This window comes from Streptomyces olivaceoviridis (assembly GCF_014650115.1).
Lineage (GTDB): Bacteria > Actinomycetota > Actinomycetes > Streptomycetales > Streptomycetaceae > Streptomyces > Streptomyces olivaceoviridis.
This window is the reverse complement of sequence record NZ_BMUI01000025.1, coordinates 33999-58961: the sequence shown is the minus strand read 5'-3', so window position 1 is coordinate 58961 and position 24963 is coordinate 33999. Positions and strand designations below refer to the sequence as shown.

Annotated in this window: 16 protein-coding genes; 3 read left to right on the top strand and 13 right to left on the bottom strand. The window is 69.4% G+C overall.

The window, feature by feature from the left end; all coding sequences use genetic code 11:
- Window positions 1-170 precede the first annotated feature (170 nt).
- Window positions 171-1136, top strand: a complete 966-nt coding sequence (locus tag IE273_RS33920) for a S1 family peptidase (protein ID WP_189818963.1) — start codon at window positions 171-173, stop codon at window positions 1134-1136.
- A gap of 291 nt (window positions 1137-1427) precedes the next feature.
- On the opposite strand, the gene IE273_RS33915 is transcribed toward IE273_RS33920, so the two are convergent.
- The 4 genes from IE273_RS33915 to IE273_RS33900 all read right to left on the bottom strand — a co-directional run bounded on the left by IE273_RS33915 (window position 1428) and on the right by IE273_RS33900 (window position 7210).
- Complete coding sequence (locus tag IE273_RS33915; RefSeq protein ID WP_189818962.1) at window positions 1428-3122, bottom strand: ABC transporter family substrate-binding protein; 1695 nt, start codon at window positions 3120-3122, stop codon at window positions 1428-1430.
- A 77-nt stretch (window positions 3123-3199) separates the two neighbouring features.
- Window positions 3200-5296: a dipeptide ABC transporter ATP-binding protein gene (locus IE273_RS33910; protein WP_189818961.1), complete on the bottom strand. Its 2097-nt coding sequence runs from the start codon at window positions 5294-5296 to the stop codon at window positions 3200-3202.
- Window positions 5293-6225 (bottom strand): ABC transporter permease, encoded by a 933-nt coding sequence (locus tag IE273_RS33905; RefSeq protein ID WP_373309433.1) that lies wholly within the window; start codon window positions 6223-6225, stop codon window positions 5293-5295. The genes IE273_RS33910 and IE273_RS33905 overlap by 4 nt, the downstream gene beginning before the upstream one ends.
- Window position 6226: 1 nt before the next feature.
- On the bottom strand, window positions 6227-7210 hold the full coding sequence (locus tag IE273_RS33900) for an ABC transporter permease (RefSeq protein ID WP_189818960.1): 984 nt from the start codon (window positions 7208-7210) through the stop codon (window positions 6227-6229).
- A gap of 395 nt (window positions 7211-7605) precedes the next feature.
- Here IE273_RS33900 and IE273_RS33895 point away from each other — a divergent pair, with 395 nt between their 5' ends.
- Window positions 7606-8133 carry an Lsr2 family DNA-binding protein gene (locus IE273_RS33895; RefSeq protein WP_229887808.1) on the top strand — a complete coding sequence of 176 codons (528 nt, stop codon included), beginning with the start codon at window positions 7606-7608 and terminating at the stop codon, window positions 8131-8133.
- A 176-nt stretch (window positions 8134-8309) separates the two neighbouring features.
- A complete protein-coding gene (locus IE273_RS33890) occupies window positions 8310-9320 on the top strand; it encodes an aldo/keto reductase (protein ID WP_189818959.1) in 1011 nt (336 codons plus the stop codon).
- A 513-nt stretch (window positions 9321-9833) separates the two neighbouring features.
- Here IE273_RS33890 and IE273_RS33885 read toward each other — a convergent pair.
- From IE273_RS33885 to scoE, 9 genes are all read right to left on the bottom strand, one after another.
- Window positions 9834-10313, bottom strand: a complete 480-nt coding sequence (locus IE273_RS33885; protein ID WP_189818958.1) for an HIT family protein — start codon at window positions 10311-10313, stop codon at window positions 9834-9836.
- 139 nt (window positions 10314-10452) lie between these two features.
- Window positions 10453-11958 (bottom strand): UbiD family decarboxylase, encoded by a 1506-nt coding sequence (locus IE273_RS33880; RefSeq protein ID WP_189818957.1) that lies wholly within the window; start codon window positions 11956-11958, stop codon window positions 10453-10455.
- A gap of 59 nt (window positions 11959-12017) precedes the next feature.
- Window positions 12018-13265, bottom strand: coding sequence for a cytochrome P450 (locus tag IE273_RS33875; RefSeq protein ID WP_189818956.1), 1248 nt, complete (start codon window positions 13263-13265; stop codon window positions 12018-12020).
- Window positions 13266-13540: 275 nt separating this feature from the next.
- Entirely contained in the window at window positions 13541-14797 is a 1257-nt protein-coding gene (locus IE273_RS33865) for a cytochrome P450 (protein WP_189818954.1), read from the bottom strand.
- 11 nt (window positions 14798-14808) lie between these two features.
- Window positions 14809-16398 (bottom strand): long-chain-fatty-acid--CoA ligase, encoded by a 1590-nt coding sequence (locus IE273_RS33860; RefSeq protein ID WP_189818953.1) that lies wholly within the window; start codon window positions 16396-16398, stop codon window positions 14809-14811.
- A 62-nt stretch (window positions 16399-16460) separates the two neighbouring features.
- Entirely contained in the window at window positions 16461-17891 is a 1431-nt protein-coding gene (locus IE273_RS33855) for a beta-ketoacyl synthase N-terminal-like domain-containing protein (RefSeq protein ID WP_189818952.1), read from the bottom strand.
- Window positions 17881-23334 carry a type I polyketide synthase gene (locus IE273_RS44775; RefSeq protein WP_189818951.1) on the bottom strand — a complete coding sequence of 1818 codons (5454 nt, stop codon included), beginning with the start codon at window positions 23332-23334 and terminating at the stop codon, window positions 17881-17883. Before IE273_RS44775 ends, IE273_RS33855 begins: the two co-directional genes overlap by 11 nt.
- Window positions 23324-23884 (bottom strand): FcoT family thioesterase, encoded by a 561-nt coding sequence (locus IE273_RS33845; RefSeq protein ID WP_189818950.1) that lies wholly within the window; start codon window positions 23882-23884, stop codon window positions 23324-23326. The genes IE273_RS44775 and IE273_RS33845 overlap by 11 nt, the downstream gene beginning before the upstream one ends.
- Window positions 23881-24762: a (3R)-3-[(carboxymethyl)amino]fatty acid oxygenase/decarboxylase gene (gene scoE, locus IE273_RS33840; protein WP_308437077.1), complete on the bottom strand. Its 882-nt coding sequence runs from the start codon at window positions 24760-24762 to the stop codon at window positions 23881-23883. Before scoE ends, IE273_RS33845 begins: the two co-directional genes overlap by 4 nt.
- Between the last annotated feature and the right edge of the window lie 201 nt (window positions 24763-24963).

The window sequence follows — 24963 nt, the reverse complement described above, 5'->3', positions numbered from 1 at the left end:
GCCTGCCGCCACATCCGCAGCGGACCGTCGGACCGTCCAGGACGCTCTCCTCTTCCCGGTACAGAGGGGGCTGGCCATACCATCGACCGACCCGTTGGCCGGATGGTGCGGCAGGTTCCGGGCAGCGAGGCTGAACGTGTTCGGATCCACCCAGCAAAAGGGAACCCTCTGTGTTCAGCTTCAAGCCGCCGCGCCGCCGTACCGCCCGCACCGTTGCCGTCGGCGCTCTCGTCGCCGCGTCCTGCGTCACTGTCCTGGCCGGCAGCGCCGGAGCCATTGTCAACGGGGCGGACTCCACCGAGAGTTACCCCTTCATGGCGGTCATTCCGGCGTCGGCCCCGGACCAGGGTCTGCGCGACGGGAACTGTGGGGCGTCGCTGATCGACCAGCAGTGGGTGCTGACGGCGGCTCACTGCGTGAAGGTCGAGGGGCTCAAGCTGGACGGCATCGTGCGCGTCGGCAGCGACCACCGCAAGTCCGGCGGCACCGTCCGGAAGATCGACCGGACCTTCGTCCATCCCGGTTATGCGAACGGCGACGACAAGGCCGCCAACAAGAACGACATCGCGCTGATACGCCTGGACCGCCCGGTCGCCCAGCAGCCCATCAAGATCGCCGAGCAGGCAGGGCCGCCCGGCACCCCGACCCGGCTCCTGGGCTTCGGCACCACCGTCGACACCGGGTTCAAGTTCCCGGCCCGACTGCGGGAGCTGAACACCCGCAGGGGCGCCGAGTCCGAGTGCGCGCCCGGCTACGCGGACCGGACCCGGCTGTGCACGATCTCCACCGTGCCCAAGGCCATGGCGTGCTTCGGGGACTCCGGCGGACCGCAGATCCAAAGGGGCCGGAACGGCCGCTGGGAGCTGATCGGCGTCACCTCGGGGCCCGGCGCCCCGAACGTGCCGTGCTCGCAGGGCCCCGGCCTCTACACCAACGTGCCCGTCTACGCGGGCTGGATCGACAAGACCATGAAGACCAACAGCGTCGCGCCGACTGCGGCCAAGGGCTCCGACCTCGCCGAGACCGGCACGAACGACAACACCCCGGCCGTCGTCGGCGTGGCCGCCGCGCTGATCGCCGCCGGTGGCGGCACCGCCCTCGCAGTACGCCGCCGCAAGACCCGCAACGCGCGCTGAGCGAAACCCCGGCGCAGAGCAGCGTTTCGACAGCGGCTCGGGAGGCAGCACCCCCGTCGCCCATCCACCGACCAGTGCCATGGGCGCAGCGAGGACGCCGTGCGGGGTGTCGCGGACGCGGAGGAGTCGACAGAAGGTGCAGCACACGGGCTGAGCCTGCCACAGGCAGAAGTCGAGCCAGAGCGTGCGGCGGCGGTAGCAGGTCCGCCGCCCCGGCCCGAACCGGGCAGGGAGATGCCGCCAGGGCTCGTCCCGTCAGGGCCGGGGTGTGTCATGCACGGTGATGAGCAGTCACTTCTGCCAGCCGACGGTCTCCGGCAGGGGGGTGCCGAAGATCGTCGCGCCCACGTTGGCCAGCCCCTTCTTGACACCGTAGACGGAGGGACCGCTGTACAGCGGCAGGAAGGCGTACTGCGCGAGTTCCTTGCGCTCGATCGCGTTGGCCTGGGCCGTCTGCTTCGCGGGGTCGGATATCCGGGACGCCGCGTGGATCTCCCTGTCCAGTTCGGGGGTTCCGGTGCCGGTCAGGTTGGAGTCACTGCCGGTGCCGTAGAACTGGTACAGGTAGCGAGCGCCGAAGGGGTCCGTGGAGCGGTTGCCGGAGAGGAAGAGGTCGAAGTCGCGATCGCTGAGGATCTTGGAGAAGTCGGCCTCGTCCGCCTTCTTGATGTCCACCTGGATGCCGACCGGCTTGAGCATGGCGGCGAACGCGTTGGCCGTCGCCTTCTCCAGCGGGTCGTCGCCGAGCAGGGTGTAGCCCACCCTGAGCTTGGTGCCGTTCTTCTCCCGGACGCCGTTGCCGTCGGCCTTCCAGCCGGCCGCGTCGAGCGTCTTCTTGGCGTCGTCGGGCGCGTACTTGATCACCGATGAGACGTTGTCCGAGTAGCCCTTCTGGAAGCTGTAGAGCAGCGCCGAGCCGGGAAGGGGCTCGGAGTAGTCCAGGCCCTGGAACTGGATCCTGGCGATCTGTGTCCTGTCGATGCTCTCCAGCAGTGCCTTGCGCACGTCGACGTCCTTGAGCACCGCGGACTTCGAGTTGACGTAGAGCGAGTACTCGAAGGGGCTGCCGCCGCGACGGATCTCGGTTCCCTCGACGCCGCTGATCTGCTTCAAGCCCTCGGCGCTGCCGGTGGACGCGTAGTCGACCTGCCCGTTCTTGAAGGCGTTGACGGCGGCCTCGGAGTCCAGGTTGACGTAGACCCGCTTGTCGAGCTTGCCTCTCTTGCCCCACCACTTCGGGTTACGGACGAAGGTGAGGTTGCCGCTCTTGGTGTCGAAGGTGCCGACGGTGTAGGGACCCGCGCCCCATTCGGGATGCGCCTTCTTCACGTAGGCGTCGTTGAAGTTGGCGACTGTGGCGGCCTTGGGATGCAGGAACGTCGTGAACAGGCTCGACCACCACGGGTCGACTCCCTTGAAGTCGATGACGGCCTGCCGGTCGTCGGTGCCGCGGGTGACCGAGACGATGTTCCGGTAGCCCTCGGTGTTGGTCGCGTTGTAGTCCTTGTTCGAGCCGTTGTTGGCCTGCCAGGTAGCCTTCACGGCCCGCCAGTCGATCGGGGTGCCGTCGTTGTAGACGGCCTTGGGGTTGAGTGTGAGGATCACCCGCTGGTTGCCGCCGGTCACCGTGACCTTGACGTCACTGAGGTAGTCCGGGTTGTACCGCACGTCACCTGTGGGGGAGTAGGTGATGACATCCGGGTTGTACCAGAACCACACACGGCTCGCGGTGAGCGTGGCGTTGGCGTTGAACGGGTTGCCCTGGTCGTCGAAGGTTCCGGGCGTGGTGTACGTACCCCCGTCCTTGATGTTGTCGTACGGCTGGGGGTTGTAGTCGACCTTCGCCGAGGCGACTGCGGGCGTCGAGCCGCTTCCCGTCTTCCCTGCGTCCGGAGCGCCGGCCCCGGAGGAACTGCAGGCGGTGGCCGTGAGGGCGAGGGCGAGGGCGACGGTGAGCGCGGAGGCCGGGGCGATACTCGATCGCATGGGGAGTTGATCCGTTTCTCTGTGGGGTGGGGCGGTGCCACGCGTCGCGGCACCGCTGCGGAAGGGAAGGGAACCGGTCAGCGGGCGTGGCAGGCGTGGCGGTGGTCGGTTCCGGATGCCGCCGGGCGCAGGAGGGGCCGTTCGGTGCGGCAGCGCTGTTGTGTCCCGCCGTCGAGCAGCGGGTACAGCGGACAGCGGTCGGCGAAGACGCAGCCTCGCGGGAGGCGCGACGCACTGGGCTGCTCGCCCTTGAGCACGATGTGCTCGCGAGAGCGTTCCACCTGTGGATCGGGCACCGGGATCGCCGACAGAAGGGCTTCGGTGTACGGGTGCCGGGCATGTGTGAAGAGGTCCTCGGTGTCACCGCTCTCGACGATGTGTCCCAGGTACATGACCGCGATGCGGTCGGACACCTGGCGCATCACCGCGAGGTCGTGAGCGACGATCAGGTACGCCAGGTCCAGTTCACGCTGGAGCTTCGTGAGCAGGTTGATGACGTCGGCCTGGATGGACACGTCCAGGGCGGACACGGGTTCGTCCAGGACCACGATCCGCGGTTCGGTCGCCAGGGCACGGGCGATGGCGACGCGCTGGCGCTGGCCGCCCGAGAGGGCCGCTGGAAAGCGGTCCGCCAGCGACGCGTCCAGCCCGACGAGGGAAAGCAGCTCGCTTACGCGGATCCGGACGGCGTCCCGGTCCGTGCCGACGGCCTGCAGCGGTTCCGCGAGCAGCCGGAAGACGGGGAGCCGCGGATCGAGTGATCCCATGGGGTCTTGCATGACGATCTGCACCGTGCGGCGCAGTCGCTGTGTCTGTTCGGTGGAGCGTGGGGCGGCGACGTCGGTGCCCGCGATCTCGATCAGGCCGTGCTCGGGCGGCCTCAGACGCATGATCTCCAGCAGGGTGGTGGTCTTGCCGCTGCCGGACTCGCCCACGAGCCCGAGGGTTTCACCGGCCCGCAGTGCGAAGCTGACGTCGCTGACCGCGTGCAGCGTGCCGACGCGGCGTTTGAGGAGCGCTCCCTTGGTGATCGGGAACGTCCTGGCCAGTTCGGCGACCCTCAGCACGGTCTCACCGGGGACTTGCCGGTCGGGGCGGTGCTCTTCGACGGCCGCTTCGGGCGGGGAGAACAGCGAACTCGCCGCCGGATTCCCGCCGGCTATGTCAGGGGCGCGCCAGCAGGCCACCTGGCCGTGTCCGGGTACCGCGGTCAGTGGTGGTTCCTGGCTGTGGCAGCGGTCCACGGCGGCGGGACAGCGGTCCGCGAAGGAACATCCCGCCGAGAGCCCCACCAGCGACGGCGGTTCGCCCCCGATCGGCACCAGCTGCCCGCTCGCCCGTGCCTCGGGCCGAGGCACCGCGCCGAGGAGTCCGATCGTGTAAGGCATCGTCGGCCGCCCGAACAGCTCGTTCGCGCCCGCCTGCTCCACGATCCGGCCCGCGTACATCACGGCCACGTCGTCGGCGTACCCGGCCACCACCCCCAGGTCATGAGTGATCAGCACGAGACCCGCGCCCGTCTCGGTCTGGGCGGTCCGCAGCACGTCCAGGATCTGCGCCTGCACCGTCACGTCGAGAGCGGTGGTCGGCTCGTCGGCGACGATGACCGACGGCGAGTTCGCCATCGCCAGAGCGATCACGACGCGCTGACGCATGCCGCCGGAGAACTCGTGGGGAAACGCACGCGCGTTGCGGTGCGGCTCGGCGATGCCGACCAGGTCCAGCAGCTCGACGGCGCGGTTCCACGCGGCCTGCCGTGTCAGGTCCTGGTGCACGCGCAGCGCGTCGGACAGCTGTCTGCCGATGGAGAAGATCGGGGTCAAGGCGGACAGCGGATCCTGGAAGACCATGCCGATGTCGTTGCCGCGCACCGCGGACAGTTCACGGTCGCCGAGCCCGACCAGGTCACGGCCGCCCAGCAGCACTCTGCCCGACACCTGGGCGGTCTCCGGCAGCAGCCCCATGACGCCCATCACCGTCGCGGATTTGCCCGACCCCGACTCACCGACGATGCCGAGCGTCCGTCCGGGCAGGACGTCGAAGCTCACTTCCCGCACGGCCTGTACCGGACCGGCCTCTGAGGGGAAGGCCACGCTGAGGCCGCGAACGGACAGTACCGGTGCTGTCGCGGCGGATTCGGCCGGCGGGTGCGTCCCCGGGGTCGCCACGGTCATCGCCGGCCTCCGCGCGCACCGGTGGTCGAGTGGGGGTCGAACGCGTCGCGCAGGCCGTCCCCGACGAGCGTCATGGACAGGGTCAGCAGCACCACCAGCGCTGCCGGGTAGCCGAACAGCCACGGTGCGGTGGTGATCGTGCCGGATCCGTCGGCGAGCATCGTGCCCAGTGACACGTCGGGTGTCTGCACTCCGAACCCCAGGAACGACAGGGCGGTTTCACTGAGCACGGTGGCGACGACTCCCAGGGTGAGGTTGACGATGAGCAGGGAACCGAGGTTGGGAATGATGTGCCGCAGGATGATCCGCCACGGCCGCACTCCCATGAACTCGGCGGCCAGCACGTAGTCCCTCTCGCGCAGTGAGGTGGAGACGGACCAGATGACCCGCGCCGTCGACATCCAGCCGAAGACGGTCAGCACCAGGATGAGCACCCGCCAGTCCCCGGCGAGGTGATGCGAGACCAGGGCCAGGATCAGGAACGACGGGACGACGAGCAGGAAGTGGATGACGGTCAGCGTCAGCCTTTCGACGTGGCCGCCGAAGTACGCGGCACCCGCGCCGATCACCGCGGCGAGCACGATCGTCAGTGCCGAGACGCTGACGGCGATCACGAGGGAGCGCTGAAGACCGTGGACGGCCTCGGCGTAGACGTCGTTGCCACCCTGGTTGGTGCCGAAGTAGTGCGTGCCACCGGGAGGCTGGGTCAGTGCGGTGAAGTCCACGTCGGTGTAGGAGAAGTGCGTGAGATAGCCGCCGCACACGCTGAAGAGGACCAGCAGCACGAGAAGCGCGACTCCGAACAGCGCCGACCGGTTGCGGGCGAAACGCCGCAGATACAGTCGTCCGCCGCCCGCACGGGCCGTGGGACCGGGGTTCGTCGTGCCTGGATCGAGCGGCTCGGGCAGGGAGGTCACCGTGGTCGCCACGTCACCTCACCCGCACTCGGGGGTCGAGGACGACGACGGCGATGTCGGCCAGGATCGCACCGATCGCCGTCATGCCGGCCCCGAAAGCCGCGACGGCGACGGCACCGTGCACGTCGTTCTTGGCGATGGTCTGGACGAAGTACTGGCCCATGCCGTTCCAGCCGAAGACGGTCTCGGTGATCACCGCACCAGTGAAGATCGCCGGAATGCTGAACGCCACGGATGTCGCGGTCGGGATCAGTGAGGCGCGTAGGGCGTGTCGACGGATCGCCTGGGCACGTGTCAGGCCGGTGGCGCGGGCGGTGCGTACGAAGTCCGAGTTGATGTTGTCCAACAGGAGCGAGCGCTGGGTCAGGTGGTAACCGACATAGCCGAGCAGGGTCAGGCTCAGCGTCGGCAGGACGAGGTGCTGGAATCGGTCGGCGACCGTCGGCCACAGTCCGCTGACGTCCGGGGACTTCTCACCGGCGACGTACAGGAGGCGCCAACCGAGGTGCTGGTTCAGCCAGATCCCGGCGAAGACGACGGCCAGCGCCGCGACAGCCGCCGGGACGTTGAAGAGGAACACGGAGACAAGCTGGGTCATCCGGTCCCACCACCCGTACTGCCGGGAGGCGGTGAACACGCTCAGCGCCACACCCGCCACCACGGACAGCAGTGTCGCGGCGGTGACCAACTGGCCGCTGACCACGACCCGGAAACCGATCTCCGAGTTGACCGACGCCCCGACAGGGGACTTCCCCCAGTCGAAGTGCAGGAGCACGTCGCTGAACCAGTGCCACCACCGGTCCGCCAGGGGAGCCCGCGGATCCAGGTTGTAGGGCGCCAGCGCGTGGTCGATCTGCTCCTCGGTGCGGACCGGCCGCAGCCCCCGATAGTTGGACCTCGGGTCGAGGAACCAGGCGGCCAGCAGATACGTCACGTTGGTGGCGACGACGATCATGACGAGCCATCCTGCGGCCTTGCGTGTCACGTGTCGGATCACGAGCCCGCCGTCCTGGGCGAGCGGATCTCGACGGTTGTGGCGGCGCGGGGAGCCGGCGAGAGTGTGCCGGGATATGGCATGGGCCTGACACTTTCTGAGGGCGGAGGATACGCCGCCCTGGTGGAGCGGTGAGGGGTTTGCGAGCGGCAGTCGGGCTCTGTGCATCGGGCGAGACGCCGACCGGCATTGATTGTCCGGCTGTGATCACGTTCCGCGCCAGCCCTCCCGGGAGGGCGCCATGTGATCGCAATGCCGGTGTCACAAAGGCCGGAGGCGCGAACAAGCGGAACGCGGCGACACCGACGTGCTGCGCGGAGACGGCGAGGCAGTGATCTTGGCGGGAGCTGAGCCCGGTGCCGTGGAGTGCGTCGTGCGGCTGACGGGCGCCGCCGCTCGTGCTCATCTCGCCCGTCGAGGTCGCCGTCAGGCACACGCCCGGCTGGGGCCCGTACTGGCCGGACGGACTGCTCGCCGCCGGGGCAGCGACCGGCCTGCTGCTGACGCCGTTCTCCCGGCACACCCGCCGGGGCCACCGCCCCGCCCTCGCTGTCCCGCCCCGCCCCGGCTCCCGCGCCGCAGCCGCGGCGTTTCCCCACCGGCGGCCCGCGCGGCTCCTGCCCGGCGGAAGAGCACGCCGCTGCCCAACGGGCCCAAGGCGGCAATGCGCAGAGCGCTCCGCCCCGGAAGGGCGGGGTGCGGCGGTCCGGGGCGAAGGCGACCCATTCGGCCCCGGGCTCGACAGCGGACGTACCCGGGAAGAACTCGCCGCGATCCGCACCTGGGCCCGCGCCAACGGCCACCAGATCACCGACGCGGGCACGATCCGCAAGTCCCTGAGCGAGGCCTGCGACGCCGCCCACCGGAACCCGTCCGCGAAGGGTGCCGCAAGCGGCACCTGGTCGTGGACACCAAATGATGACTGACCCAGACCGGCGGTGGGCCTTCCTGACCAACCACACCAGGGTGCTGCGGGCCATCGCGCAGGACCCGCAAGCGCGGTTGCGCCGACAGCGGGACGGACGGCGCAACCAGGACGTCCCACATGCCCCATGCCTCCGAATTTGCGTTAGCGCGCACTCCAACTCCTAGATTCCGAAGCATGCGATACACCAAACTCGGAACGACCGGACTGGAAGTCTCCGCCATCACCCTCGGCTGCATGAGCTTCGGCGAGCCGAACCGGGGCGGTGAGCCCTGGTCGCTGGGCGCGGACGCCAGCCGGGACATCATCAAGCAGGCCCTTGAGGCCGGCGTCAACTTCCTCGACACGGCCAATGGGTACAGCGCCGGAAGCAGCGAGGAGATCGTCGGTCAGGCGGTCAAGGACTTCACCCGGCGCGAGGAGGTCGTTCTCTCCACCAAGGTCTGGATGCGGATGCGCCCCGGCCCGAACGGCGCCGGGCTGTCCCGCAAGGCGATCTTCGCCGAGCTCGACGCCTCCCTGAAGCGACTGGGGACCGACTACATCGACCTCTACCAGATCCACCGCTGGGACTACGACACTCCGATCGAGGAAACCCTCGAGGCGCTGCACGACGCGGTCAAGTCCGGGAAGGTCCGCTACATCGGCGCCTCTTCCATGTACGCCTGGCAGTTCGCCAAGGCCCTGTACCTGGCTGACCTGAACGGTTGGACCCGGTTCGTGTCGATGCAGGACCACTACAACCTCATCCACCGAGAAGCAGAGCGGGAGATGCTCCCGCTCTGCGCCGACCAGGGCATCGGCGTGATCCCGTGGAGCCCGCTGGCGCGGGGCAGGCTGACGCGGGTCCGGGACACTGCCACGGCGCGTGCCGCAACAGACCCGGGCGGCAAGATCCTCTACCGCGACGGGGACCAGGCAGTGGCCGAGCGCGTCCACGAGATCGCGGGCAAGCGGGGTCTGTCCCCGGCCCAGGTCGCCCTGGCCTGGGTCATGCGCAACCCGGCGGTGACCTCGCCCATCGTCGGGGTCACCAAGCCGGTCCAACTGGCCGACGCGGTCGCCGCGGTTGACGTCGAACTCGACGAAGACGAGGCCGTCTACCTGGAGGAGCACTACCAGCCGCACGAGGCCGCCTACCTGGAGGAGTCCTTCTACAAGCGGCAGCCTGTGGCGGGCTCCCGGTAGTCCGGGCTACCGCCGGGCATTCGACGAGTCCTTGGCCCCGGCCTTCACAGTCCTGTGGTCGGCCCAGCGGTGCTTGCGGGCGGTCGCGCGCAACTGCATGAACTGAGCGCTGCCCGCCAGCGCGGTGAGCACGGCGGAACACCGGGTCGGTCACGCAATCCATCTCGCCGCTGACCCTCGCCACCAGACAGCGGCCGGAGGTCATCGCCTGAACCGACGGCCAGCCACGATGCTCTCCCAACCAGCCCCGGCACACCGCGCGGAGTCACGGCGGTCCCTGTCCCGCCCAGGACGTTCTACTCGGCCCGCCACCCCATGGGAGACACGCTCGCGTCCACGATCGGGTGGTGGGCGCCCGGGCCGCTCGTGCTCCTGTGACGCGTAGGGCGCTGATCCTACCGACGCCTGCCGACCTGTCCGGCGGTCGTCGGCGTCGCCGCAACCCCGGACACCCCTCCCCTCCATCCCGGAGATTCATTGACGAGCCGCGACCGCCTCAGGATGCGCCTGCTGTCAGGTCGTCGAGCGCAGACGGTCCAGCTCGTGCCCGATCGCCTTGCGCAGCGGATCGTGCTGCGGACCGAGTGCGTACTGCTCGTCGGTCCACCTGTCGCGGGGGTAGAGCCATACCGGCATGCGCGCCAAGTCGGTCGGCTCCCACTCGAACCGGGGCCATACGTGCGCATGCAGGAACCCGTCGGTGTTGCCCAGGATCTCCAGATTGACCCGCCGGAAGGCCGCATCCATGCGACGGGATGCTCGCTCGACTGCTTCTCCGAGTCGGTCCATGTCGGACAGGAAGGCCAGTCGCTTGTCCCTGGGCAGGTCCGACAGTCTTTCCACCTTGGGATCGTCCACCAGGAGCACCGAGTAGCCCGGGAGGAACTGCGCGTCGCCGATCGCTGCGAACCCCGCGTTCAAGCGCCGCACAACTGCGGGGTTCTCGCCTCGCAGGGCACTCCCGATCCGATCCGTCCGCCAGTCGTCAACCATGTCCGGAACCTACCCGGTCGCGATCACCACCCCGGACGAAGGGGGACTGGCGACCTGGGCGGCTTGCGCCCTCGCGCCGCTACATCCGTATGGCCGGCGCCCCCGCAGGGGGCACCGGCCATACGCAAGCCGCACCTGATCACCGACACTTCGGCCCGGTCCTGGCCGTCCGCTGCTGAGCGGCAAGCACACGTGCCCGGATCTCCGCCGGGTAGGCCTGGGCGAACGAACTCTGTACCTGTCGTCCGGCTCCGGCCGGTGCCTGCAAGGCGTCGTGCACCACTACGGGGCCCCGGCCTCGTTGGCGCTCCTCCGGCGTGTAGCACGCCACGAGGGGAAGGATCGGTCCCGTCCATTCCTCGCGGCGCAGTGTCGGATGGACTCTGGTGCCGAGTGCCCACATCAGGTCGGCGTCGTCGGTGGGGTCGATGTCGTCGTCCAGGACGAAGACATGCGACGCGAGACGTCCGGAGGGTACCTCGCTCAGTACCTCTCCGATGCGGTGGCAGAGGGCGGCGGTGTCCAGGCCGGGCAGCCGCTCGCGCCAGTCGTCCGCGACGGTGACGACGAGCCAGTGCGCGGCGGTCGACGGCGGCATCCATGCCAGGGTCACCGGCAGGTGTGCCCGGCGCAGTGCTCTGAGCACGACGGCTGCGTGTCCGACGGCCGACACGGTGTGTGTTTCGTCCACCGGCCGTCCCTCCGCCACCAGCGGCCAGATGGGGTCGTCGCGGTGGGTGATCGCCTCCACGGAGAAGACGGGTTCTTGAGAGGTCGCGGTCGGCATGTAGCCGGCGTACTCCCCAAAGGGCCCTTCCGTGGCATCGCGGGTGACGGAGACGTGTCCTTCGACGACCACCTCGGAGGTGGCCGGCACCAGCAGATCCACGCTTTCGCAGGCGACGAGCTCGACGGGGCGGCCGTGCAGTGCGCCGACGAAGTCCACCTCGTCGACCTCGTGGGGAATGGGCAGGCCCCCGGCATAACACACGGCGGGAGGTCCGCCCTGCACGAGGGCGTAGGGCATGGGTTCGCCCAGGTCGACCCACTCCTGCCAGATCTTCCCCAGGTGTGCCGTCGGCCGGACCAGTCCGGTCATCCGCTTTCCATCGAGGTACATGACACGCGTGATGGCCCAGTTCGTCCACCGTTTGTCGGGGGTGGACGTGACGACGATGCCCCAGGTGTTCGCATACCGTTCGCCGTCCTCCTCGTGGACGCGGGGTATGGGAAAACGGTCGAGCGTCGCGTCGTCGCCGAGCAGGACGTTCTGCTTGCACGCCGCCCGGTCGCGGCTCACCACGACCGGAGGTACGGCAGGCGCGTCCATCACGTGGCAGAGACGGTCGACGATGTCGGCCGCGCTTGTGTCGACGGGCATTCCCAGGGTTGCCGCCACCCTGGCCATGGGCTTGTCGGGGTGCGAACTCAGTGCCGCCACACCGCCGAGCAGCCGGAACCCCGGGGCCACCCCGGCGATGTTCTCGAACAAGGGGGCCGGGAGCCTGCGTTCGACGCTGAGCCGGGTTTCGGCGGCGGCTTCGAGGTGGGCGGAGACCTCGCGTGTCACTCGGTTGAGGTCCCCCCTCCTTTCCAGGGCGTCCAGGTAGCCACGCAGGTCGTCGTGGAAGTGGGGTGCGTCCATGGCGGAGGGTAGTCCAGTCATCCGTGATGTGGTGGAATCGGACTCTCTGTCGTGTGTGGTCATGTGTTCCGCACCCCGGCCGGCGAGTCGTATTCCATCGAGAGGGTGGGCCAGCTCCGCACCACGGGGCCGGGCATCTGCCGGGGTTCGCAGCCCTTCACGGTCCGCAGCCCGGGCAGTCGTCGGTACAGCGTGCTGATCGCCACCTGGAGTTCGAGGAGTGCGAGGTTCATACCGACGCAGTAGTGGATGCCGTGGCCGAAGGACAGGTGCGGCGGCAGCGCCGACCAGTCACGGTCGATGACGAACTCGTCCGGACGGTCGTATGCCTCAGGATCGTGGTTCGCCGCGGCGACCACGGGAAACACCTTGTCGAGTACGTTGATCCGGGTGCCCTGCACGGTGGTCGGTTTCAGGCACCTGCGCCACAGGCCGAGGACCGGGCCGTCGAAGCGCAGCCCCTCGTTGACGAGGCTCGTCGTCAGACCGTTGATGTCCGCCAGGTACGCGGTCCGCTGCTGGGGATGCGTGTCCAGCAGGTAGACGAGGTTGACGATGGCCTGCTGCGTCGTGCTGATGCCCGCTCCGGCCAGCAGTTGGATGAGGGCGGCGATCTCCTTCTCGTCGAACCGGTCGCCCTCCACCTCGGCCAGACACAGCTGGGTGATCAGGTCGTCGCCCGTGTCCTCGCCGGCGCGCCGTGAACGCACGAGCTCCGTCAGGTGCGTGATCCAGTCGTTGAGTTCAGCGCTGAATCCGTGGTTGGCGCGGTCTTCGATACTCGCCTCGAACAGCTGCGCCATCCGGGCGAAGGCGTCGCGTTCTCCGCTGGGTATGCCCAGCAGTTCCGCCACATGTCCCTCGCTCATCCGACGTGCGTAGGCGGTGACGAGGTCGAACACGGGCCCGGTCGCGATGATCTCGTCGACGAGGTCGTCGGCGAGTCTCTCGCTGAACGGACGCATGTGTTGGATGCGCGAGGCCGACAACGCCTTGACCAGCAGCCGGCGCTGCCGGGTGTGGCGCGGCGGGTCCGAGGCGCCGAGCACCTGCTTGTGCTCGGGCAGGGGCTCGTCCAGCGGCCACAGGTCGCTGTAGGTGCTCGACAGCGCGTCATGCCGGAGCAGGGCTTCCTTGACTCCCGAGTAGGAGGTGACCTGGACGGCGTCCAGCTCGGCGGAGTACGCGACGGGACAGGTCGCGCGATCGGCGGCCAGGTCCTGCCACGGCCAGGCGGCCTTGGCCGTGTAGGGCTTGAAGCGGAGGTTGTCGTCGGGGGCGTGCGGGGTGGGGGGTGTGTCGGACACGGCTGGTCACTCCAGTCCTGGGGTAGCTGGCGAGGATTCCTCGGCCGGGGCCGGGGGACGAGGCTGATAGGTGATGGCGAACCAGGGACAGCCGGCTTCGACCTCGTGGAGGTGTTGCGTGTCCACGGTGCTCAGGGCTGCTGCGTCTGCCAGCCAGGCCCGGCCATGTTCGATGGTGAACAACTGCGGGAGTCTGTCCACACAGTGTCCGGTGCCACTGCACAACGTGTGGTCGACGGACAGCACACCTGACTCTCCCGAGATCTGACGCTTACTCATACAGTGGCTCCCTCAAGCGCCTCGCGGTCGTACTCCATCTCCAGGCTGAGCCAGTTACGGACCACCGGCCCCGGGGCCTGGGGCGCGACGAAGCCCGGGCGCAGCCGCAGACCCGGCAGCCTCTTGTAGAGCGTCGACAGGGCGACCTCACATTCGAGCAGCGCCAGGTTCATACCGATGCAGTGGTGGATCCCGTAACCGAAGGCCAGGTGGGAGGGAAGCCGTGACCAGTCGCGGTCGATGACGAACTCCTCCGACTGCTCGAACACGGCCGGGTCGTGATTGGCGGCGGTGTGCACGGTGAAGACTCGCTCGCCGGCCCGGACGGGACGGTCCTGGATGGTGGTGTCCCGTTTGCACCTGCGCCACAGGCCGAGGACCGGACCGTCGTAGCGCAACCCCTCGTGCACCAGGGGCAGCGTGAGCCGGTCGATGTCGGAAAGGTAGCGGGCCTTCTGCTGTGGGTGTGCCTCCAGAGCGTGCACGGTGTTGACGATCGCCGCCGCCGTCGAGGTGTTGCCGGCCCGGATCATGGCGCGGATGAGTGATGCCACCTCGCCCTCCGCCAGCCGGTCCCCCTCGTGCTCGGCGAAACACAGCTGGGTGATCAGGTCATCGCTGTCCGGGCCGGCCTGGCGCCGCTCGCGCACCATGCGGGCGAGGGTGTCCTGCCACTCCCGCATCTCGGCTTGGTACGAATGGCTTGCGGGGTCCGCCGTGCTGAGCTCGAAGAGGCCGGACAGATAGAGGAAACGCTCGCGTTCGCTTTCGGGCAGCCCGAGGAGTTCGGCGATGTGGCCCTCGGTTATGCGGCGCGCGTACGCGGAAGCCAGGTCGAAACACTCGCCTGCGCCGATGATGTCGTCGACGAGGCGGTTCGCCAGTTCCTCACTGAACGTGCGAAGAGTACCGATACGCGAGGCCGACATCGCCTTGATGAACAGCTTGCGCTGCCGGGTGTGCCGGGGCGGATCGGCCGAGGAGAAGACCTGGTTGTCGACCGCCAGGGGTTGTTCCAGCGGCCACAGGGTGCTGTAGGTACCGGTGAACTCCTCGTGTTTCAGCAGCAGTTCTTTCACCCCGCTGTAGGAGGTGATCTGCACGGCATTCAAATGCCGCGAGTGGGCGACGGGACAGCGGGCACGGTCCACGGCCAGTTCCTGCCAGGGACTGTCCGCCTTGGCGGTGTAGGGCTGGAACACCGGCTCGAACTCTTCGTCGAGTCCGGCCCGGCCTGTCGTGGCGTCGGTCATATCGAGTCCTTCTAGTTGACGTGCCGGCTCCGGCCGGCCCAGAACGGTGCGCGCAGGGTGCGCCGGAGCACTTTGCCGATGGCACTCCGGGGGAGGTCCTCCACCACTCGGAAGGCCGTGGGGACCTTGTAGTCAGCGATCCGCTCCCTCAAGAAGGTCCTCAGCTCCCGAGGTGAGGGCGCCGCGCCCGCGCCCGGCACGACGAACGCGAGCACCGCCTCGCCCCAGCGCTCGTCGGGTATGCCGACGACGGCGCAGTCGGCGACGGCGGGATGGGCGGCCAGCGCACCCTCGATCTCCGCCGGGAATATGTTCTCGCCCGCCCTGATGATCATGTCCTTGAAGCGGTCCGAGATGTAGAGGTAGCCGTCCCCGTCGAGATACCCGGCATCGCCCGTACGGACCCAGCCGTCGACCACCGTCTCGTCGGTCGCGTCCGGCGCGCGCCAGTACTCGACCATCTGCGCGGGTGACCGCACGCAGACCTCGCCGACCTCACCCGCGGGGAGTTCCGCGCCGTCGTCGTCCACGATCCTCAGACCGACCCCCGGGTAGGGCCGCCCCGCGGCCTGGAGCAGGGCGGTGTCCCGCAGGTGATCGGCGGGCGGGAGGCACACGGCCGTGTTGCCGGTCTCGGTCAGCCCGTAGATCTGCACGAACTCGCAGTCCATCGTCTCCATGCAGCGGCGCAGCAGAACCTCGGGAATGGGGGAGCCGCCGTAGACGACCTTGCGCAGACGGCGGAAGGTGGCGTCCGACCGTTCGGGCTCCCGCAGCAGCATGGTGAGCATGGCCGGGGCGAGGCACATCGTGGTGACGCCGTACCCCTCCATGAGTTCCACGGCCTCTCGGCTGCCGAACACGCGCATCGCCAGGCTGGTGACGCCGGCGTTGACCCCCTGCACGGTCCACCACAGGCCACCGATGTGCGAAGCGGGCGCGCACACGAGACTGACGTCGTCCGGCCGCCAGTCGATCCAGTCCAGACCGGACCGGTCGAGCGCCTCCCGGACGGCGAAGAAGGAACGGTGGGCCAGTACCACCCCTTTGGGAAATCCGGTCGTGCCGCTGGTGTACATCTGCACCACGGGTGTGTCCGCGTCGGAACGGTGCGCGCGGGTACCGCCTGTCGTGTCGGGCGCGTCGCGCAGCCAGTGCCCGAGAAGGACCGCGTCCTTCGGCCGGGCACTGTCGTCGTCCTGCGGCGTGCTGGTCAGGATCACCATGGGCAGCGGCCGGTCCGCGACAGGTGTCCTGCTCTCGGCGTCGATGAACTCGTCCTCGATGAACAGCAGTTCAGCTTCCGAGTGGTTCAGCAGATAGGCCCGCTCGGCTGGTGCCAGCCGCCAGTTGACGGGGACGAGGACGATGCCTGCCTTCGCGCAGGCGTACAGCAGCACGACGAAGTCGACGGAGTCCTTGCCGAGATAGGCGACACGCGCGCCGACGCCCACACCGTACGTGTGCAGAGCCCGCGCCCACGTGTCGCTCGCCGTACGCAGTTCACCGAAGGTGACACGGCGCCCGTCACAGACGTAGGCGATCTGGTCCGGACGGCTCACAGCGTGCCGGGCCAGCACCCGGTCCAGACTGTCCATCATTTCTCCGTCGTCTCGGGATGTGAACGGGCCGGCCGGTGTGAGGCCGCTTCCACCGGTCGTCATCACTGGTCTCCCGTCCCGCGCCGCTCGGGCCAGTGGCGCCGCCGGCGGAAGACCGGATCGGGCTGCCCACCGGCGCGGGCGGCGACCTCGGGAGCCGGCTGTTCGAGGATCACGTGGGCGTTCGTACCGCTGATGCCGAACGACGACACACCCGCCCGGCGCGGGCCGTCCCGCTCGGGCCACTCGGTGGCCGCGTCGACCAGCCGGACGTTCGCCGCCTGCCAGTCGACCAGTTCGGAGGGCTTGTCCGCGTGCAGCGACCTGGGCACCACACCGTGCCGCATCGCGAGCGCCGTCTTCATGATGCCCGCGATCCCTCCCGGTGCCTGCGTGTGCCCGATGTTGGACTTGACCGAACCGAGGAGGAGCGGCCTGTCGGCAGGGCGGCGGGCGCCGTACGCCGCACCCAGCGCCCGCACCTCGACGGCATCACCCAGCGGCGTACCGGTGCCATGCCCCTCCACCACGTCGACGTCGGCGGCACGGAGACCAGCGCGGCCCAGCGCCGCCTCGATGACCTGCCGCTGCGACGCCGTGGTGGGCTGCGTCAGGGCCGGACCCCGGCCTACCTGGTTGACCGCCGAACCACGCACGATCGCGAGCCCCGGCAGCTCCGTCCGTTCGTGGTCGGAGAGGCGTTGCAGCACCAGTACCGCCACGCCCTCGCCGAGCCCCCAGCCATCGGCGTCGGCCGCGAACGACCGGCACCGTCCGTCGCTCGAAAGCAAGCCCTGGGACCGTGAGAAGTCGAAGACGACCGGCGAGGACGCCACCGAAGCGGCGGTCACCAGTGCGAGGTCGCATTCGCCGTTGCGCAGAGCCGAAATCGCCTGGTGCAGCGCCACCAGCCCGGACGAGCACGCGGTGTCCACGGTGAGGGCAGGACCGTGGAACCCGTACGAGTACGCGAGGCGACCGGCGGCGAGACTGGTCGAGCTGCCGAGCATGAGGGTGCTTCGCTCGCTGTCCGGCACTCGGTCCCGCATGCTGTGGTAGTAGTCGCCGTACATCAGGCCGGTGAACACCCCGGTGCGGCTGCGGCGCAGCGCGGGCGGGTCGAAACCCGACCTGGTGAGTGCCTCCCAGGAGGTCTCCAGCAGCAGCCGGTGCTGGGGGTCGAGCAGCGCCGCCTCCCGCTCCGTCAGGCCGAAGAACTCCGCGTCGAAGGCGGTGACGTCGGAGAGGAACGCTCCGGTCGGCTCCGCCTCGCCGCGGTCCCAGCCCCGGTCGGCGGGCGGCGTCGAGACGGCGTCACGCTCGTCGGTCACCATCGTCCACAGCGACTCGACGCTCGTGACATCTCCGGGTAACCGGCAACTGCCGCCGACGATGACGACGGGCTCGGTCCTGGCCCGGATCATCTCCCGCGCCTCATGCAGTTCGGCCACGGCCCGCCGCAGATAGTCGCGGAGCTCGTTCTCACCTGCCATCCGCTGCCTCCCGCGGCTCGCGGTCGAGGAACGCGAACAGCTCCTCGTCCGTCGAGAACTCCGGGACGGACGCGCGGACGGGTTCCGGTGCCGGCGGCACCTCGGCGAGCCCCAGCGCCTCCAGTAGTCCCTCCGCCAGCTCCGCCGGGCTCGGATGGTCGAAGACGATGGTGACGGGCAGACGCGCACCGGTCGCGGCGTTCAGCTGGTTGCGCAGCTGGATACCGGTCAGGGAGTCGACGCCCAGCTCGCGCAGGCCCCGTTCGACCGGCACCTCCTCGACGCTCTCATAACCGAGCACCTGGGCGATCGTGGTCCGGACCAGCTCAAGAGCGACGGACTGACGTCGTTCCGGTGCCACGCCGGCCAGCTCCACACGCGGTGTGGCCGGGGCGGCACCGGGCCCGGCCGTCGACCGGCGGACCAGGCCTTCGAACATCACGGGCATCGTCTGTTCCAGCACACCCGCCAGGTCCAGGCGCGCCGTGACGAGCGCGCCGCAGTCCGCGCCCAGGGCCGCGTCGAACAGGGCGAGACCGTACGGAGTGGACATCGGGACCACTCCGAGCCTGCGCATCCTCCGCACGTGACTCTCGTCGAGGTGGCCGGTCATGCCGCTCGCCTCCTCCCAGAAACCCCAGGCGAGACAGTGGGCGCTGAGGCCCTCGGCCCGGCGTCGCGCCGCCAGGGCGTCCAGGAACGTGTTGGCCGCGGCGTAGTTGGCCTGGCCGGGCGAGCCGAGCACACCCGAGGCGGACGAGAACAACACGAACAAGGGGACGTCGCCCGCGATTTCGTGCAGGTTCCAGGCACCTCGTGCCTTGGCTGCCATGACCCGTCCGAGACGCTCCTCGTCCTGGTCGCGCAGCAGCGCGTCGTCCAGTACGCCGGCGGCGTGCACGACCCCCACGAGCGGAGGGGTGACATCGGCGAGGACGGCGGCGAGGGCGTCGCGGTCGGAGACGTCGCAAGCCGCGACGGTCACCTCGGCGCCGAGCCGGGTCAGCTCCCCGACGACCGCCTGGCCGCCGTCACCGACACGCCGGCCGAGGAGCAGCAGATGACGGACGCCGTAGGTACGGACGAGGTGGGCGCCCACCAGCGAGCCCAGGGTGCCGAGCCCCCCGCTGATCACGACGGTGCCGTCCGTCAGGTCCGGGACCTCTTCTCCCGCGCCCGCGCGGGCCAGCCGTGGTGCCAGCAGGACGCCTTGGCGTGCGACCAGTTGGGGGTGGTCGGCGGTGGCGGCCGTGCCGAGCACGTCGCCGGGCGGCGTCTCGTCGTCCAGGTCGAGCAGCACCAGACCCCGGTCCGGATATTCGGCCTGGGCGCTGCGGACCAGGCCCCAGACGGGTGCCTGCGACAGCCCGGTGAGCGGATCGCCGTCCACCGCGGCGACGGCATCACGCGTCACCAACACCAGCCTTGAGCCGATGAGTTCGTCCCGCTCCAGCCACTCCTGGAGGCATGCCAGGACACTGGCGGTGACGTGTTCGCCCGCCTCGGCGGGCGGTCCGTCGGCGGCGGGACACATGACCACCACGGCTTCGGGCGCCGGGGCGCCTTCCGCGAGTGACGCGCGCAGCTCGTCCAGCCCCGTCGTGCCCAGGTCGAGGACCCGGGGCTCGCTGCGGGACGGCCGTACGGCCACCGGTTTCCAGGACACCTGGAACAGCCCCTCGCGGGCGGCATCGGTGTCCCGCATCAGCTGGTCCACGGTGACCGGCCGGACCAGCAGCCGTTCGACCGACAGCACTGTGTTCCCCTGCGGGTCGGTCGCGGTGAGCGTCACCTCGTCGTCGGCCACCCGTCGCAGCCGTACGTGGAGCTGGGCGGCACCCGGCCGGTGCACCCTGACTCCGTGCCAGAGGAAGGGAAGGCTCGGGCCCGCCGTCCCGTCGAGCGCCACGGCCATCGGGTGCAGACACGCGTCGAGGAGGGCCGGATGCAGGATGTGGTGCGCCGCCTCGTGCGCCTGGGCCGGGTCGAGCGTCACATCGGCGTAGACGCCGTCCCCGGTGCGCCAGGCGGCGGAAATCCGTCGGAAGGCCGGCCCGTACCGGTACTGCCGCCGCTCGGCGTCGGCGTAGAGGGCCGGCAGGTCCAAGGGCTCCGCCCCGGCCGGCGGCCGGCTGACCGCGGGCGCCGTGACGACGCCGGGAGTGTCCGCCAGTGTCCCGGAGGCGTGGCGGGTCCACGGCTGGTCCCACCCGGCACCGGCCGGGCGCGAGTAGATGTTCACCGCATCCGCCCGGCCCGTCCCGACGACCACTTGGAGGTCGCGGCGCACGGTGTCGGAGAGGATCAACGGCGCCTCGATGGTGAACTCGTCCACGCCACAGGCCCCTGCCGCCCGCGCCCCCTGGAGCGCCAGATCGACGAAGCCCGTACCCGGGAACAGCACCAGGTCCCCCACCGCGTGGTCGGCCAGCCAGGGGTGGCTGTCCAGGCCGACACTGCCGCTCAGCAGCGTCTCGCCCGACCCCGCGTGCGTCAGCGGAGGGCCCAGCAAGGTCCTGGGTGCGGAGGCGGCCGGCCAGTACTCCCGCCGGTCGAAGGGGTAGGTCGGCAGGTCCGTGTGCACGGACCCACCCGGCGGCAGGAGCGTTTCCCAGTCGACCTGGACGCCGCCGGCATAGGCCGCGCCCACCTGCACCAGGAAGTCGGCCAGCGACGGCCGCTCGCGGTGCAGCGAGTGCAGCACCAGCGCCTCTTCGTCGATCTGATGCAGCGCGTTGGTCAGGACGGGATGGGGGCTCATCTCGATGAACGTGCGGTGCCCCCGGGTCCGCAGGGCGCGTACCGCCGCCTCGAACCGTACGGTCTGCCGCAGGTTCCGGTACCAGTAGTCGGCGTCGAGTCCGGCCGCGTCCACGACATCACCCGACACGGTGGAGCAGAAGGGCACATCGGTGCTACGAGGGCGTATCGGCGCGAGCGCTTCGCGGACCGCCGTTTCGACGGTGTCGACGGACGCCGAGTGCGACGCGTAGTCCACCGGTACGCGGCGGGCCCAGACACCGTCGCTGTCGGCTTCCGCGAGGAAGGTGTCCAGTGCGGACGCGTCGCCGGAGACCACCATGGCGGCCGGACCGTTCACGGCGGCCAGCGACAGTGTGTCGCCGTAGGGACGCAGCCGCTCCTCGGTCTCCGTGCGGCTCGACATCACCGCCGCCATGCCGCCCCGGCCGGCGAGCGTGCTGATGGCCTTCGCGCGCAGGGTCACCGCCCGTGCCGCGTCGTCGAGAGACAGCGCACCGGCCACGTACGCCGCCGCGATCTCGCCCTGCGAGTGCCCGACCACGGCACCCGGCCGCACCCCGTGGTGCTGCCAGAGCCGGGCCAGCCCGACCAGTACGGCGAACAACGCCGGCTGCACGACGTCCACCCGGTCCAGACCGGTGCCGTCACGCAGCGCCTCGGTCAACGACCAGTCCGCGTACGGGCGGAACGCCGCCTCACACCTCTCGATCCACTCGGCGAACACGGAGGACTCCGTCAGCAGCGTCCGGCCCATCCCCGCCCACTGCGATCCCTGCCCCGGGAAGACGAACACCGGGTCCGCACCGTGCCGTGCCGTACCCACCACGGCCCGGCCCGCCGGGGCCCCGGCCGCCACCGCGGCGAGGCCCCGCACCAACTCGGCGCGGTCGGCCCCGAATACGACGGCGCGTTCCCCGAACGCGGTACGGCTTGCCCGCAGCGCCCGTCCGACCGCCGCGAGGTCGGGTGAGTCGTCCGCCAGCTCACGCAGGCGTTCGGCGTAGGCGCGCAGGGCCGACGAGGTCTTGGCGGCGAACGTCCAGACAGCCGGTCCGTCGGCGCCCGGCGAGGCCGAAGGCGCCGTACCGCGGGCGGGGGCCTGCTCCAGGATGACGTGGGCGTTGGTGCCGCTCACCCCGAAGGCCGACACGCCCACCCGGCGCGGGTGCCCGCGATCGGGCCAGGGCTGCGCCTCGTCGACCAGGTGCACGGCACCGGCCGACCAGTCGATCGCGCTGGAGGGCTGCGCGGCGTGCAGTGTCCTGGGCACCACACCGTGCCGCATCGACAGGACGGCCTTGATGACACCTGCGACACCGGCCGCCGCTTGGGTGTGGCCGATGTTGGACTTGGCGGAACCGAGCAGTACGGGCTGGTCGGCGGGCCGCTGCCCGTACGTGGCGAGCAGCGCGTGCGCCTCGATCGGGTCGCCGAGCGGGGTGCCGGTGCCGTGCGCCTCGATGACATCGACATCGGTGACGGTCAGGCCGGCGTCCTTGAGCGCCTTGCGGATCAGTCGCCGCTGGGCCGTGCCGTTGGGAGCGGACAGCCCGTTGGAGGCGCCGTCCTGGTTGACGGCCGAACCACGTATCACGGCGAGTATCCGGCGCGCCGAGCGCTTCGCGTCCGACATGCGTTGCAGGACCAGTACGCCGACGCCCTCGGACGGACCGAACCCGTCGGCGTCCTGCCCGAACGAGCGGCAGCGGCCGTCGGGGGACAACGCCTGTTCACGACAGAACTCGATGTGCGGGGTGAGTTCGGCCATGATCGTCACGCCGCCGGCCAGCGCCACGTCGCACTCACCGTTCAGCAGGGCCCGGCGGGCCAGGTGCAGGGAGACCAGCGACGACGAACAGGCCGTGTCGACGGACATCGTGGGCCCTTGCAGTCCCAGGGAGTAGGCCGTGCGGCCGGCCGCGACCCCGATGAGCGTGCCCGTGCTGTGGTGGCCCTCGACCTGGTCGAAGACAGGCGCCAGGAGAGTGGAGTACTGGGAGTCGTAGGTGCCGATGAACACGCCGGTCTCGGTGCCCGAGAGCGTGTCCGGCGCGATGCCGGCCCGTTCCACGGCTTCCCACGACGTCTCCAGCAGCAGTCGCTGCTGCGGGTCCATCGCCAGCGCTTCACGGGGTGAGATGCCGAAGAACGCGGCGTCGAACGCCTTGGCGCGGTCGAGGAACCCCCCACCGCGCACGTACATGGTGCCTGGTACCGCGGGGTCGGGGTCGTACACCCCGTCGATGTCCCAGCCACGGTCGGCGGGAAGCGGTCCGATCCCTTCCCGGCCGTCCGCGAGCATCCTCCAGTAGTCCTCGGGAGACGCGATCCCGCCAGGGAGCCGGCACGCCATACCGACGATGACCACGGGGTCGTCGTCGATGGCCGTCCGCCCCCCGTCCACCGACTGCTCCTCACCCGCCTCCGGATCCAGCAGGCGCTCCAGGTAGAGAGCCGCCGCCTGCGGAGTGGGTGCGTCGAAGACGACCGTGGAAGGCAGGGTGACACCGATCGCGTCGGAGAGGCGCTCACGCACCTCCACCCCCAGAAGCGAGCCGACGCCCTGGTCCTGGAACGGCACGTCCGGGTCGACGTCCTCCGAGGAGGCGTACCCCAGCACGTCAGCCACCGTGGACCGAACCAGCTCCAGCAGTTCGACCGACCTGGTGCTACTCCGCACGGACGCCCTCCCCTGCCGCTTCCGTCCGGCCCTCCGACCGGATCAGCCTGGTGAAGGCGAGGGTCACCTCACCCTCCGCGTATCCGCTGCCGACGTCACGGAAAGTGCATTCCGTTTCCATCCGCATGATCGCGGGCCGCCCCGGGCGCTCGGAAACGACCGGCTTGTGGAAGACGACCTCACCTTCGAACGAGCGGGGATCGATCATTCGCTTGAACCGGCTGCTCATCTGCTGGATCAGCACATCCGACAACTGGCGCTCCCAGAAATCGGCGAGCGACCATGCCGAGAACTCCGGGAAGATGCCGTCGGCTACGCACTTCGCGATCAGGTAGTAGCCGAGCTGGTTGTAGCAGATGTTGAACTCGACCGCGTTGAAGTGTCCGGTGTCGTCGATGTAACACGACTCGGGAATCTCGAACCGTCCCACCGCGACGGCCATGTCCGGCTTCTCGGCCACATGCGCCTCGATCAGGTACCGGCTGTTCGGGCGGTACGGCTTCAGTACGCGTGCCAGCAGTTCCTGGTCGGTCTGGGCCCCGTGAGTCACGTGCCGGCTCCGAAGAAGGGGTGCTGGTCGTGCACCGTGACCCGGTACGACTGGGCCGGTTCGGGCTTGGGGCTGTGCAGGGCGCGGTGCACGAGAGCGCGGTTGTCCCAGACCAGCAGGTCGCCTTCGGTGAAGGTCTGGAGGTGGATGTTCGGGTGGGTGAAGGTCTGGTCGAGCTGCCCGGTCCGTTCCAGCACCTCGTGCAGGATCTCCGGTGCCAGCCGCCGCCCGTCCTCGTCGACGAAGCCGAAAGAGGCCGCCTCGCTGACGTAGAGGACCTCCTCCCCCGTCACGGGATGCCGGAAGACGGTCGGGTGGAACACCGCCGGCGTGATCTCTTCGATCTCCGCCTGGAGCTCGTGCATGGGCCGGTACACATCAGATGGGCGGATCTTGAAATATCGCCGGGGACTATGCTCGACCCTGGTGCCGCGGAGCAGCTCCTTGAGTTTCTCCGGCAGCGCCGCGAACGCTTTCGCCATGTCGATGTAGTAGGTCCCGCGATTTCCCTTCGGAACGATCTGCGGAGAGGTCATCGTTATACCGAAGGGATTGGCCATGAAGGAGTAGTCCGCGTGCCAGAACTTGCCGGTCTGCGGTACCCCTTCGAAACTCTCACCCGGTTTTGTGCCGGACACGAATATCTCGGGGTGTTCTGGATGGTGGTACATCGGCTCGTAATACACCTCTATGGTGCCCAGAGCCCTGCCCAGTTCCACTAACTCCTTGGGGGCCAGATGCTGGTCCTTTATCAGCAAGATGCGGTTGCTGTACACCGCCTCCCTGAGCTCTGCCACCTCCGCCTCCGAGGCGCTGCCCAGGTGTAACTCCGTGACCGTCGCACCCATCAGGCGGTCGGTCCCAGCGTCGATCCTCACAAGACATCCCTTCGTCAGGCGGGTGCGTACCAGCGAGTCACCCTCGTCTCTCACTACTGACGGACCGCCAGAAGAGGTTCACGCCCTGACATGTGATCTGGGGCACAGCGTGATGTCTGCGTGAACGGCACCGTTGACAACTCACTTCGTTTGGTGTGACTTGCGGCGTTCTGGTCACGTGTCGAGCGAGTCGGCCGAGCG